At 64.8% G+C, this 12,926-nt stretch carries 15 protein-coding genes; 10 read left to right on the forward strand and 5 right to left on the reverse strand.

Translation table 11 applies throughout. The features are described 5' to 3' along the window. Window positions 1-10: 10 nt before the first annotated feature. Genes CLU94_RS06045 through CLU94_RS06055 form a run of 3 tightly spaced genes read left to right on the forward strand, consistent with a single transcriptional unit; the run spans window position 11 to window position 2,580 of the window. Complete coding sequence (locus CLU94_RS06045; protein ID WP_099664978.1) at window positions 11-1,111, forward strand: alkene reductase; 1,101 nt, start codon at window positions 11-13, stop codon at window positions 1,109-1,111. A gap of 15 nt (window positions 1,112-1,126) precedes the next feature. Beyond that, a complete protein-coding gene (locus CLU94_RS06050) occupies window positions 1,127-1,615 on the forward strand; it encodes a nuclear transport factor 2 family protein (protein WP_099664979.1) in 489 nt (162 codons plus the stop codon). Further along, window positions 1,612-2,580 carry an LLM class oxidoreductase gene (locus tag CLU94_RS06055; protein ID WP_099664980.1) on the forward strand — a complete coding sequence of 323 codons (969 nt, stop codon included), beginning with the start codon at window positions 1,612-1,614 and terminating at the stop codon, window positions 2,578-2,580. The genes CLU94_RS06050 and CLU94_RS06055 overlap by 4 nt, the downstream gene beginning before the upstream one ends. Window positions 2,581-2,586: 6 nt before the next feature. On the opposite strand, the gene CLU94_RS06060 is transcribed toward CLU94_RS06055, so the two are convergent. Together CLU94_RS06060 and CLU94_RS06065 are read right to left on the reverse strand one after the other, a co-directional pair. After that, window positions 2,587-3,513, reverse strand: a complete 927-nt coding sequence (locus tag CLU94_RS06060) for a LysR family transcriptional regulator (RefSeq protein ID WP_099664981.1) — start codon at window positions 3,511-3,513, stop codon at window positions 2,587-2,589. A gap of 102 nt (window positions 3,514-3,615) precedes the next feature. Next, the gene (locus CLU94_RS06065; protein ID WP_099664982.1) at window positions 3,616-4,395 is read right to left on the reverse strand and encodes an AraC family transcriptional regulator; all 780 of its coding nucleotides are present in this window, start codon (window positions 4,393-4,395) and stop codon (window positions 3,616-3,618) included. Between the two features lie 65 nt (window positions 4,396-4,460). Here CLU94_RS06065 and CLU94_RS06070 point away from each other — a divergent pair, with 65 nt between their 5' ends. Further along, on the forward strand, window positions 4,461-4,718 hold the full coding sequence (locus tag CLU94_RS06070; RefSeq protein WP_099664983.1) for a hypothetical protein: 258 nt from the start codon (window positions 4,461-4,463) through the stop codon (window positions 4,716-4,718). A 67-nt stretch (window positions 4,719-4,785) separates the two neighbouring features. Continuing rightward, window positions 4,786-5,394 (forward strand): IMPACT family protein, encoded by a 609-nt coding sequence (locus tag CLU94_RS06075; protein ID WP_099664984.1) that lies wholly within the window; start codon window positions 4,786-4,788, stop codon window positions 5,392-5,394. Window positions 5,395-5,652: 258 nt separating this feature from the next. Here the strand turns inward: CLU94_RS06075 and CLU94_RS06080 are convergent, their stop codons facing one another. The 3 genes from CLU94_RS06080 to CLU94_RS06090 are packed head-to-tail and all read right to left on the reverse strand — an operon-like array spanning window position 5,653 to window position 7,072. After that, complete coding sequence (locus tag CLU94_RS06080) at window positions 5,653-6,258, reverse strand: hypothetical protein (RefSeq protein ID WP_099664985.1); 606 nt, start codon at window positions 6,256-6,258, stop codon at window positions 5,653-5,655. 33 nt (window positions 6,259-6,291) lie between these two features. Next, entirely contained in the window at window positions 6,292-6,681 is a 390-nt protein-coding gene (locus CLU94_RS06085; protein WP_099664986.1) for a hypothetical protein, read from the reverse strand. A gap of 13 nt (window positions 6,682-6,694) precedes the next feature. Continuing rightward, a complete protein-coding gene (locus CLU94_RS06090; protein ID WP_099664987.1) occupies window positions 6,695-7,072 on the reverse strand; it encodes a nuclear transport factor 2 family protein in 378 nt (125 codons plus the stop codon). Between the two features lie 262 nt (window positions 7,073-7,334). Here CLU94_RS06090 and CLU94_RS06095 point away from each other — a divergent pair, with 262 nt between their 5' ends. The 5 genes from CLU94_RS06095 (at window position 7,335) to CLU94_RS06105 (ending at window position 12,804) form a co-directional block, all read left to right on the forward strand. Beyond that, window positions 7,335-8,735: an L-cystine transporter gene (locus CLU94_RS06095; RefSeq protein WP_099664988.1), complete on the forward strand. Its 1,401-nt coding sequence runs from the start codon at window positions 7,335-7,337 to the stop codon at window positions 8,733-8,735. A 75-nt stretch (window positions 8,736-8,810) separates the two neighbouring features. Then, window positions 8,811-8,987, forward strand: a complete 177-nt coding sequence (locus tag CLU94_RS28640; RefSeq protein ID WP_257218695.1) for a histidine phosphatase family protein — start codon at window positions 8,811-8,813, stop codon at window positions 8,985-8,987. Next, window positions 8,929-9,234, forward strand: coding sequence for a histidine phosphatase family protein (locus tag CLU94_RS27945; RefSeq protein ID WP_257218696.1), 306 nt, complete (start codon window positions 8,929-8,931; stop codon window positions 9,232-9,234). The genes CLU94_RS28640 and CLU94_RS27945 overlap by 59 nt, the downstream gene beginning before the upstream one ends. 112 nt (window positions 9,235-9,346) lie before the next feature. Then, window positions 9,347-11,860 (forward strand): TonB-dependent receptor plug domain-containing protein, encoded by a 2,514-nt coding sequence (locus tag CLU94_RS06100; RefSeq protein ID WP_257218697.1) that lies wholly within the window; start codon window positions 9,347-9,349, stop codon window positions 11,858-11,860. Window positions 11,861-11,880: 20 nt separating this feature from the next. Next, on the forward strand, window positions 11,881-12,804 hold the full coding sequence (locus CLU94_RS06105; RefSeq protein WP_099664989.1) for an SAM hydrolase/SAM-dependent halogenase family protein: 924 nt from the start codon (window positions 11,881-11,883) through the stop codon (window positions 12,802-12,804). The last annotated feature ends 122 nt before the right edge of the window (window positions 12,805-12,926 follow it).

Consider the following 12,926-nt stretch of genomic DNA (forward strand, 5'->3'; position numbering starts at 1 on the left):
AGGACTGGCCATGAAAAAACTCTTCACTCCGTATGACCTCGCAGGACTGACCCTACCCAACCGCATCGTCATGGCGCCCATGACGCGCTCGCGGGCCAAGGATGGCGTACCCGACGCGCAGACGGCGCTGTACTACGCCCAGCGCGCGTCGGCTGGCCTGATCATCAGCGAAGGCATCCCCGTCAGCCGCGAAGGCACGGGCTTTCTGTTCGTGCCCGGCCTGTACACGGATGCCCAGGAAGCCGGCTGGCGCCAGGTGTGCGACGCCGTGCACGCACGGGGCGGGCGCATCTTCGCCCAGCTGTGGCATGTGGGCCGCCTGTCGCATACGTCGCTGCAAGCCGGTGGCGCGGCGCCCGTGTCGTCCGTGGCCCGCCGCGCGGACAACTCGTCCGCGTTTGCCTGGGCGTCGCCTGGCGTGGCTGGACAAGTCCCCGCCAGCGCGCCGCGCGCCCTGGATGCCACCGACATCCCCCGCATCGTCAACGATTTCGTGCTGGCCGCACGGCGCGCCATGGCCGCCGGTTTCGATGGCATCGAACTGCACGGCGCGAACGGCTATCTGTTCGAACAATTCATCAACGGCGCCCTCAACACGCGCGACGACGCGTATGGCGGCATGCTTTCCAACCGCCTGCGTTTGATCCTCGACACCATCGACGCCCTGAGTGCGGAAGTGGGCGCGCAGCGCGTCGGCGTGCGCATCTCGCCATTCGGCCGCCTGTACGACATGCAGCCGTTCGACGACGAGGCGGCCACCTGGCTGGCCCTGGCCGAAGCGCTCAACGCGCGCGGCCTCGCCTACGTGCACACGAGCGACCAGCTGACCCTGGGGCAGACGCCGATTCCCGCCGGCTTCGCGGCCGACTTCCGCCGCGCCTACCGCGGCACGCTGATCTCGGCGGGCGGCTTCGACGGCGACAGCGCGGAAGCGGCGCTGCACGATGGCCGCATCGACCTGGCCGCCTTCGGCCGCCCGTTCATCGCCAACCCCGACCTGGTCGAGCGCCTGCGCCACGGCTGGCCGCTGGCGCAGGCCGAGCGCGCCACCTTCTACGGCCCGCACGGCGCGAACGGCTATACGGACTACCCCGCCTTTGCGGCGCAGTAAATAAAAGGACACACGATGAACATGCAAACACTGCTGGACCTGGAAGCCATCAAGAACCTGCGCATCCGCTACAGCCACTTATTGGACAGCAACCGCATCGATGAATTGTCCGAGCTGTTCGCGCCGGACGCCGTCTGCAACGCGGGACTGGGCGCATGGCGGGGGCGCGACGCCATCCGCGCCGGCCTGCAGCGGGCCTTCGACGACTACGACACGGAGCGCCACGGCAGCTATCCTTTCCTGCACGCCGTGACGAACCACTGGGTGGAACTGCTCGACGCCGACACGGCGCAGGGGCGCTGCTACCTGATCGACCTGCACACGCGCCAGCCGGAACAACGCGACCCGTGGATACTGCTCGGTGCATATGCGGACGAATACCGCCGCATCGACGGCCGCTGGCAGATCAACCGCTCGCAGCTCGACATCGTCTGGCCCGCGCGCAATGGCGGTGGCGGCCAGCCCGGCGACGATCTGGAACTGCCCGCACGGGAGGTCACATGACGGCGGCTGGAACGAACATGGACCTGGCGCAGCACGCCCCGTTCCGGCGCGTGTTCAGCCCGGGCAAGCTGACCTTCGGCCTGATCGCGCCGCTGGAAGCGTATCCCGGCACGCCCGTGCCCACGCTGCAAGACCACGAACGCATGGCCAGGCTGGTCGACGATGCGGGCTTTGCCAGCATCTGGCTGCGCGACGTACCCTTCCTCGACCCGGCCTTCGGCGACGCGGGGCAGGTATTCGATCCCTTCGTGTATGCGGGCTTCCTGGCCTCGGTCACCAAACGCATCAGCATCGGCACGGCCGGCATCGTGCTGCCCTTGCGCGATCCCGTCATCGTCGCCAAGCAGGCGGCCTCAGTGGATCAATTGAGCGGCGGACGCTTCCTGCTTGGCCTGTCGACGGGCGACCGCCCGGCCGAATACCCGGCCTTCGGCGCCGATTTCGACAATCGCGACGAACGCTACCGCGAAGCCTTCGCGCTGCTGCGCCAGCTGGGCGGGCAAGACTTCCCCGCCGCCACGACGCAGCATTACGGCACCCTGGACGGCACCCTGGACCTGCTGCCCAAGCCCGTGCGCCGGCGCCTGCCCATGCTGGCGATCGGCCGCTCGCGCCAGCCCATCGACTGGCTGGCGCGCAATGTCGACGCGTGGATCTGGTCCGTCGACGATGGTCAAGCGATCCAGGACATCCTGGCCAGCCTGCGCCACCATGCGGGCGGGCAGCCGCCGCCCGCGTATGGCTACGCCACCTTCTTCGACCTGGACAAGGACCCGGACGCGCCGCCCCGGCGTTTCTACAATGTGGTGCGCATCGGCCGCCATGCCCTGATCGAACGCTGGCAGGAGCAGCGCGAACTGGGCGTGCGCCACGTGGCGCTCAACATGAAGCCGTCGCAACGCCCGGCCGAGGAAGTCATCGCAGAGATGGCCGAGCATGTGCTGCCCCTGTTTAATGCGGACTGAGACCGGTCAAGCGGCCGGATGAAACACGGGATTCGGTGCGGCCGCCAGCGCCACCAGCGCATCGATGGCTGCGCGCAGCCTGGGCTTCACGTAGCGCGTCGCAGGCCACACGGCGTGAATCGGCATTTCGCCGCCCGCATGCTGTTGCAGCACGGGCACCAGCTGGCCCGACGCCAGGTGCGCATCGATCAGCCAGGTGGGCAGTTGGCACAGGCCGGCGCCCGCCAGGGTCGCCGCCAGCATCGCCTCGCCATCGCGCAACGCATGCCGCACGCGGATCGCCTGCTCGGTGGAGCTGCCGTCGGCCTCGCGCAGCAGCCAGACTGCCGGCCCTTGCCGGCGCCAGCCCACGATGCAATCGTGGCGGGCCAGGTCATCGCGCACCTGCGGCGTACCGTGGCGCGCCAGGTAGGACGGGGTGGCGCAGATCAGCAGCCGCTGCGTGCCCAGCTGGCGCGCCACCAGGTCGGCATCGTTGTTCAGCGCGCCGATGCGCACGGCCAGGTCGATGCCCTCCTCGACCAGGTTGACGGTGCGGTCCGTAAAGGTCACGGCCAGCTCGATGCCCGTGTGCTGTTCGGCCAGCGCCAGCAAGGTGGGCAGGATGTGGCGGCGGCCGAACGCGGCCGGCACGTCGACGCGCAGGCGTCCCGTGGGCACTTGCTGGCCGACGATCAGGCCATGCTCCGTCGCCTCCAGGTCTTCCAGCATCTGCACGCACATGTCGTAATACGTGCGCCCTTCCGGCGTCAAGGTCAGGCGGCGCGTGGTACGGTGCAGCAGCTTGGTGCCCAGGCGCGCTTCCAGGCGCGACACGCTCTTGCCCACGCCCGACGCCGTCACGCCTTGTGCGGCGGCAGCGGCGGCAAAACTGCCCAGCTTGACGGTCATGACGAAATCGTTGATGCCATCGAAGCGGTCGTCGTTATGCATATATATCGTGGAATCCAGAGAATGAATTGAGCGATTTTACGCCGATTGCATGCTTGCAGTCTTCAACACGCTGGCGGGCGCTGCAGAGCGCCGCGCCGCCCTTCACCCGGCCATCGCGCCATACCTGCCCGGCGTCACGCCCATCACCCGCTTGAACATGGCGATGAAGGCGCTGACGGTGTCGTAGCCCAGGTCCAGTGCAATCGTCGTGACGGACTGGCCGGCGGCCAGCAACTCCAGGGCGCGCAGGATGCGGGCGCGCTGGCGCCAGGCGGACGGAGTAAAACCGGTCTCGATCGTGAAACGGCGCGCCAACGTGCGCGGCGACACGCCGGCCCAGGCGGCCAGCGCTTCCACGCCCCGTTCGTCGGCCAGGTCATCGAGCACGGCGCGCGCCACGCGCACCAGGCGCGGGTCCATGGGTAGCGACAAACCGAACGGCTCGTGCGGCGCGGCGGCGATCTCGTCGAGGATCACGCCTGCCACCCGCTCCTGCTGAGCGCCCAGCGCGCCGTCGTCCCAGGCGCTGGCGCGGCCCACCGCCTCGCGCAGCAAGCCCGAGACACGCATCACGCACGGTGCGGCCGGCAGACCGCCGCAACTGGCCTCGTCCACATACACGCTCCAGCCCGCAAACGGTCCATGCGAACGCAGCCCATGCACATGATGGGGCGGCATCCACACGCAGTGGCTGGCCGGCACCACCCATTGCCCGCTGTCGGCGGCAACGGAAAGCAAACCCCGCATGGCGCCGAACAGCTGGCCGCTGGCATGGCGGTGCGCCGCCGTCACCCGTTCCTGCGGCTGGGACATGCGCATGGCGCGCAGCGGCGCCAGCAGCGTCGGCGGAAAAGTTGGCAGATTTGACGTATCGATAGTCATAAACAACGCAGGCAAGACAATCCCGCCATCATACAGTGAAGTCTTTCGATATTCAGGAGTGCAGCATGCGAGCAGAAGACGTGTTACCGGATCAACAAAACCAGGGCCAATTCAATGGCGTCACCGTGCGCAAGGGCACGGTGGGCGCCTTCCTCGCGAATGCCAGGCTATGGCTGGACGACACGAGCAGCAGCGCCGAAAAAGCCATCGCCGAGCGCGACATCCTCGACGCGCTGCCCGCCCTGCACGCGCTGGGGCTGTTCGACATCGTGCAAGTGCGCGATGCTGCGCTGCGCGAACTGGTATCGCCATCGGCCGCGTAGGCGACACTGGCTCGTCGCGGGCGCGCATTTCCTCTATCATGCTGCTTTGCCCGCCTTCGCACCCGCCATGCCGTTTACCATTGCCGCCCCCGTCCACAGCGAACTGATCATCAAGAAAAGCCGTTTCATCGGTTGCGTGCAGCCGATGACGGACCGCGCCAGCGCGCAGCAGGTGGTCAACGATTTAAAGGCGCAGCATCCGGGCGCCTGCCATGTGTGCTGGGCGCTGCTGGCGGGCGGGCAATCGGCGGCCGTCGACGATGGCGAGCCGAGCGGCACGGCCGGGCGGCCCATGCTCGACGTGCTGCGCCACCAGGACCTGGAAGGCGTGCTGGCGACCGTCGTGCGCTACTTCGGCGGCATCAAGCTGGGTGCGGGCGGCCTCGTGCGCGCCTACACGGACAGCGTCGCGCAAGCGTTGTTGCAGGCGGAAAAGACGGCCATCGTGCGCCAGCGTACCCTGCGCTGCACGGTGCCGTATGCGATGGAAGGCATGCTGCGCCGCGAACTCGATGGCGCCGGCGCCACCCTGCTGAACGTGGAACACGGCGCAGACGTACTGTTCGACTTCAGCCTGCCTGAAACGGCTGCCACCGCCCTGCTCGCCCACATGCTGGAGGCGGGGAATGGACGGATACAGTGGCTGGACGCGCAGGATGGCGAGGATCAGCCATAATCAACTGCTGCAGTCTGGCGGACATGATGGACGGTGATAAGCGCCCCATGGAAAACATATCCGCTTGTGCAGGAATACGCTGATCCACCACCACGGCGAAATCGCCTTCATTCCCGGGCATATAATTTCAGCAGTCCGGACAGAGGCCCGCAGCGGCATGCCCGCCCGTCCACGCTGCATTGGCGTCCACCGCATCCGTCCCACAACAAGACAGATGCCACCTGTTTTTTCATGACCTTGCCTTAACAGCCAGCAGCATCATGGATAGCGCTGCTCCTGATATCCATTCGCAAACACATGGAAAATATTCTCCATCTGTCCGCCCACATAGCCGAACAGGATCTGATATCCGGTATGGTTTTCCTGGCCATGCTCTCTCTGCCGGACCACGATGGAATGGAGGCGATCATCCTCATACAGGTAATCGTAAGTCCCTTCGCCAAATTTTCCGAAATTAATGTCCTGCGCGATGCGTGCCCCGTCAAGAAAACTGAGCATGACATTCCTCAAGCTCCCTCCCGCATTGAAATGCACGCTTTTCAGTTCGCCGCGCTCATGAAAATAGAAACTCCTGTTGATGACGGCAGCAGATCCGCCATAGCTTTCCACCAGGATGACCCTGCCTTCCCCATCGAAATAGTAGACATGGGTATCTTTCAGCGTCGCGGGCAGCGACTTCAGCTCTTTTCCCGGCTTGAAGCCGGCCCTTTGGGCATCGAATGGCCTGACGTTACATAAGGGCCCTTTGCTGATCTGCGTTCGCGCCACGCGCAGTTTGACGGCATCCACATACGTCGCCATGAAAAAGTCGGATTTCGACGCTATCGCGTGGAATTGCTCGCCCAGTTTTTGGATTGCACTCATGCTATATCGCTCCCGCTACGACACTTCCAGCAATCAAGCCTTGCGCGGGCGCTTGATCTGCAACAAGATGAAATGCGTCCACGCCAGCGCCGGCAGCACCATCAGCAACAACATCAGTCCGGCCGGCATGTCCGGCACGAAACGCACGAAGCAGGCGAGAAAACTGGCGATGGCCAGCCAGAAGCGCCAGTTGAACGCGTATGCCTTGCGCGCCACCGTCGCCAGCGCGATGCGCCAGAATTCCAGCAAGGCCCACAGGCCGCCCGTCAGCAGCAGCGCGGCCAAGGCATTGGCGCCGGGGGCGTCGGCCCAGGTGCGCACCAGGTTGTACAACAGCACGGGATAGCCGGCCGTGATGGCCAGGGTGGCGGGGCCGGCGGCGATGACAGCTTCCAGCAGCTGCCCTTTGGAACGATGATCCACTAACTCTCGCTCCTCAAGCCACGACGCCCGAATGGGCGGCGATCACTTGCAGCGCGCCGGCGCCATCCTGCGCCCAGACGCGCGTAAAACGGAAGTCGCCATGCGTTTCCACGTCGTGATAGCTGCCCGTCAGCTGCATGCGCACGGAGACCACGGCCACGTGGCCAGTGATGCGCACATGGCGCTCGGAGGCGCGCAGCTCGGTGATCGTCAGCAAGCGCTGCTCGTGCGCGGCCAGGTCCGCATGCTTGCTCAGCAGGTGGCCCAGATGGTTGATAAACAGCAAATCGTCAGCCAGCAAGACATTCAGTGCGGCCACGTCGGACGCCATCATGGCCAGGCGCAAGCGCTCTTCCGCATCGAGCACTTGTACTTCCGTTAAAGCATTCATCTTTTTCCTTATTAAAATAACGCGCGCATCTTAGCAAACGGAAAACCATGCTGGCACGAAATAGCCAAATTCACAATCATCCAGAAGGCTTATGCCTGTGGAGCATATTCATATAGCGTAATATTCGCAGCAGCATTGCGCAGAACGCCCCCATAGTACTGTACAGTGCTTGCCCTTTCGCCCCAGGCTGGGGCAGCTGTTACTTGTAGTAAAGTTCTCATGCTCTCTGCAGTCTCGAATAAAACCAAGATAAGGCCCCTACATGGCAATTAACATCATTCTGAACCTGCTCGTTGCGCTGATCGTCTTCGCCTTCATGTTCCACCAGCAGCGCAAGCACGCCACGTTCACCGTGCGCGTCTTCACGGGCCTGGGCCTGGGCGTGCTGCTGGGCGCGGCCGCGCAAGCGCTGTACGGCGCCGGCTCGCCCATCATCGCCGGCACCAATGAATACATCGACATCGTCGGCAGCGGCTACGTCAAATTGCTGCAAATGATCATCATGCCGCTGATCATGGTGTCCATCATCTCCGCCATATTGAAACTCAAGGACGCGAGTTCCCTGGGCAAGATCAGCGCGCTGACCATCGGCACCCTGCTCATCACCACCACGGTCGCCGCCGCGCTGGGCATTTTGATGGCCAAGCTGTTCGGCCTGACGGCTGTCGGCCTGACGTCGAGCGCCGCCGAAGTCGCGCGCGGCGTGCAGCTGCAAGGCTCGCTGGAAACGGCAAAGGCCCTGTCCCTTCCGAAATTGCTGGTCAGCTTCGTGCCGACCAACCCCTTCCTCGACATGACGGGCGCGCGCAAGACGTCGACCATCGCCGTGGTCGTGTTCTCCATCTTCATCGGCATCTCGGCCACGGGCATCGCGGCGAAAAAGCCGGAAATTTTCGCATCCTTCGAAAACTTCATGAAAGTGGCGCACGCCATCGTCATGCGCATGGTCACCCTGGTGCTGCGCCTGACGCCGTACGGCGTGTTCGCGCTGATGTTTGAAGTGGTGGCCTCGTCGAGCTACACGGACATCTTGAAATTGATCAACTTCGTCGTCGCCTCATACAGCGCGCTGATCTTGATGTTCCTCGTGCACCTGGCCATCATCGCCGGCGTGGGCCTGAACCCGCTGCGCTTCGTGAAAAAAGTCTTCCCCGTGCTGGCCTTCGCGTTCACCTCGCGCACCAGCGCCGGTTCGATCCCGATGAGCGTGCAGACGCAAACCCAGCGCCTGGGCACGCCGGAAGGCATCGCCAACTTCGCTGCCTCGTTCGGTTCCACCATCGGCCAAAACGGCTGCGCCGGCATCTATCCCGCCATGCTGGCCGTGATGATCGCCCCCACCGTCGGCGTCGATCCGTTCACGATCAGCTTCCTGCTGCCCTTGCTGGCCATCATCACCATCGGTTCCGTCGGCGTGGCCGGCGTGGGCGGCGGCGCCACGTTTGCCGCCCTGATCGTGCTGTCGGCGATGGACTTGCCCGTCGCGCTGGCCGGCTTGCTGATCTCCGTCGAGCCGCTGATCGACATGGGCCGCACGGCCCTGAACGTGAGCGGTTCGATCACGGCGGGCACCGTCACCAGCCGGGTCATGGGACAAACCGACCTGGCCGTCTACAACAGCGACGACGCGCCCGACCTGGACGAAGCGGAACACGCCGCCTAGGAAGTTATCCAGCGCCGCGCCTTGCCGCCTCCCTCTATATTGATTGACAATAAACATGGAGGAAGGCGCAAGGCGATGAAACAGAAATGGCCGCAGCACATCTGGATCGTGCGTCACGGCCAAAGTGCCGGTGACGTGGCGCGCGATGCCGCTGAAGCGGAAAAACAGTTACTGATCGCCATCGCCGAGCGCGATGTCGATACCCCCCTCTCCCAACTGGGCGCGCGCCAGGCGCAAGCCCTGGGCGACTGATTCGCCCCCCCCTGAACAACAGGCAACTGTCGTGCTGTACTCGCCCTACGTGCGGGTGCAGCGGACAGCACAAGCCGTGCTGGCGCGCATCGGTGCGGACAGCCTCCCCTGCGTGGTAGCCGACGAGCGCCTGCGTGAAAGGGAGTTCGGCATCCTCGACCGCTGGAAGCGGCCGGCACACAAGTCACGGCCCAGCCCGACATGCCGGCCGCGCCGAAATCCTGAGCGCGGGGTCATAACGGCATAAAAACAACAGCATAAGCATATCCAGAAAGAATCGTTAGCGCGGGCGGGCGCCTCCCTTAAGCTCATGGCAACTGTTTCCACACTGACACTAATCGAGCCCAGAGGACACCGCCTTGCATCCGCGCCATTCATCCACCCCTGCCTCCCGTCCCGCCACGCCCCTGCGCGCCATCGTGCTGGCCTGCGCCATGCTGGGCACCGTGCCCGCCTGGGCCCAGGACGCGCAAGCCACCGCCAACACAGGCACCACCGCTGAAACGGCCGGCCCCAGCATCGACCAGGTCACCGTCGTCGGCTCGCGCGCGCGCAACCGCACCGTGTTCGACAGCAGCGTGCCCATCGACCGTTTCGGCGCGCGCGAAGTGAGCAATGCGCTGGCGACGGGCGACGTGGGCGCGGCCCTGCAAAACCTGTCGCCCTCGATCAACTTCCCCCGCATCGAGTCGAGCGGCGCGTCGGACTCCGTGCGCGGCATCCAGTTGCGGGGACTGGCGCCCGACCAGGTGCTGGTATTGATCAACGGCAAGCGCCGCCACACGAGCGCCGTGCTCGACACGGAAAGCAGCTTTGCCGGCACCGTGCCGGTGGACATCAACGCCATTCCGCCGAACGCCATCGACCATATCGAAATCCTGCGCGACGGCGCCGGCGCCCAGTACGGCAGCGATGCCGTGGCGGGCGTGATCAACATCGTGCTGAAGAAGGCCCGCACGGGCGGCGCCGCGTCCATCAGCTATGGCGCCAACCACACGCATTTCGACCCGACCGATCAAACCCTGACGGATGGCCAGACCGTCATCGTCAACGCCGACTATGGCGTACCGCTGGGCGAGGCAGGATTCTTCCGCTTCGGCGCGGAAACGCGGCGCCGCTCGCCCACGGAACGGGCCGGCCCCAGCGACGCGGGCTGGACTTCCTACAACTTCACGCCTGCCGACCAGGCGCTCGACGGCAAGGTGGTGTTCAAGTCGGGCGACTCGCGCCAGCGCAACCACTATCTGTTCTACAACACCCAGCTCACCCTGGATAACGGCCTGGACCTGTACTCGTTTGCCACCCTCAACGAGCGCACATCGGACGGCAGCGCCTACTTCCGCTATCCGGGCGACCCGTCGAATGTGCCGGCCCTGTATCCGAACGGCTACCGTCCCGTCACCAACGGCGACAAGCGCGACCTCAGCATCGTGGCCGGCGTGCGCGGCAGCTGGGGCGAGTGGAACTGGGACGCCAGCGCGCGCCACGGCAGCGACCGCTTTGACTACGGCGTGAGCCACTCCGTCAACGCTTCGCTGGGCGCGGCCAGCCCCACGCGTTTTAATTTGGCCGGCTTCGACTTCCGCCAGAACGCCTTGAATCTCGATGCCACGCGCAGCATCGACATCGGCTTGCCCACCCCCTTGAACCTGGCGGTCGGCGCCGAATGGATGCGCGAAACCTACACCAGCTCGGCTGGCGACCCTGCCTCGTATGCGGCCGGCAGCTTTACCAATGCGCCGCCGGGCGCGCAGGCGGGACCCGGCTTGCGCCCATCGGACGCCTACGACGGCAGCCGGCAAATCCGCTCCGTGTATGCGGACGTGGAAAGCGACCTCACGCCGCGCCTGCTGGTAGGCGCCGCCGCCCGCTATTCCGATTACAGCGACTTCGGCAGCGCCAGCACGGGCAAGCTGTCGACGCGCTATAAAGTGACGGACAACTTCCTCCTGCGCGGTTCGCTGTCGAACAGCTTCCGCGCGCCGGCCCTCGTGCAGACGGGTTTCCGCTTCGCCACCCTGAACTTCAATGCCGATGGCACAGCCCTGCAAACGGCGGCCCTGCTGCCGGCCAGCGACCCGCTGGCGCGCAGCTTCGGCGCGCAACAGCTGAAACCTGAAAAATCGACCAACGTCTCGCTGGGCCTGGCCTGGAAACCGGCCACCGCCACCAGCGTGACGGTGGACGCCTACGTGATCCGCATCCGCGACCGCATCACGCGTTCGAGCGACTTGCAAAGCGACGCCGTCACGGCCTACCTGGCCGCGAATGACCGCAGCGACATCCAGTCCGTTGCCTACCTGGCCAACCTGCTCGACACACGGACCAAAGGCCTGGACGTGGTGCTGAACCACGACCTGGCGTTCACCTCAGGCAAGCTGAACCTGAATGCGGCGCTGAACCTGAACAAGACCAGCCTCGACAAGGTACGCCAGAGTTCCGCTGCGCTGGCCAACATCGATCCCAGTCTGACCCTGCTGACGGAGACGAGTTTGTTCCGCATCAAACATGCGTCACCCTCCAGCAAATTAATCCTCGGCGCCGACTGGCAGGCGGCCGGCTGGGGCGTGCAAGCGCGCGCCACGCGCTTTGGCGAGCTGAAAGACTTTTCGTATGACAGCGATGCGCCCCTGATCGACGGCATCCCCGCACAACGCTTCGGCGCCGTCTGGTCGCTGGACCTGGAAGGCCAATTGAAACTGAGCAAGCAACTGACCTTGAGCGTGGGCGGCAACAACATCCTCGACCGCTATCCGCAGCGCGTGCGGGAAACGAATAACGCCACGTATGGCGGCGCCCTGCCCTACAATTTCATCAACCCCATCGGCGTCAATGGCGCGTACTTTTACGCTAAATTAAGCTACACATTCTGACACTGGATACAAAGGAAATCATGATCATCAAACGCCTCTCCCACCTCGTCGCCGGCACCTGCCTGAGCGCCCTCCTGCTGTCGTCCGCCCAGGCCGGCGCGCCGCTGGTGCTGATGACAGACTTCGGCACGGCCGATGGCGCCGTGTCGGCCATGCATGGCGTGGCCTATGGCGTCGATCCGCAGCTGACCATTTCGGACCTGACGCACCAGATTCCCGACTACGATATCTGGCTGGGCGCCTACCGCTTGTACCAGACGGCCAACTACTGGCCGCAAGGCACGGTATTCGTTTCCGTCATCGATCCAGGCGTGGGCACGGCGCGCAAGTCGGTGGTGCTGAAAACCAAGGGCGGGCGCTACTTCGTGGGGCCGGACAATGGCCTGTTCACCCTGATCGCCGAGCGCGACGGCGTGGCCGAGTTGCGCGAAATCGATGAAAAGGTCAACCGCCTGGCTGGCTCCGCCGAGTCCTACACCTTCCATGGCCGCGACGTGTACGCGTACGTCGGTGCGCGCCTGGCGTCGGGCGCCATCAGCTATGAACAGGTGGGTCCGCAATTGCCGAGCGAATCCGTGGTGAAGATCGCGTATCAAAAGCCTGTGCGCGACGGCAACACGATTCGCGGCATCGTGCCAGTACTCGACGTCAAGTACGGCAATGTGTGGACGAACATTCCGAAATCCTTGCTCGACGAGTTGCAGGTAAAACTGCACGACCCGCTGCAAGTACGCATCTTGCACAAGGGCAAGCAAGTGGCCAAGGTCACGGCGCCGTTCGAGCACACGTTTGGCGGCGTGGCCAAGGGCAAGCCCCTCGTCTACCTGAACAGCCTGCTCGACGTGGCCGTCGCCATCAGCCAGGGCGACTTTGCAGCCAAGCATCACGTCGAGTCGGGCGTGGATTGGGAAGTGGAAGTGAGCAAGGCCCCTGCCGCCAAATAAACCGTCTTGCGCGGCCAGGGCGTCCTGTCCTGGCCCACCCCGTATCCCTTGCGGATTTGCGCTGCGTCAAACGCAGCGCGCTCCCCGTCTCCGCCAGCACCGCGCCTGTGCAAGTCCGGTGA

The organism is Janthinobacterium sp. 13, assembly GCF_002749695.1.
GTDB classification, from domain to species: domain Bacteria; phylum Pseudomonadota; class Gammaproteobacteria; order Burkholderiales; family Burkholderiaceae_D; genus Janthinobacterium; species Janthinobacterium kumbetense.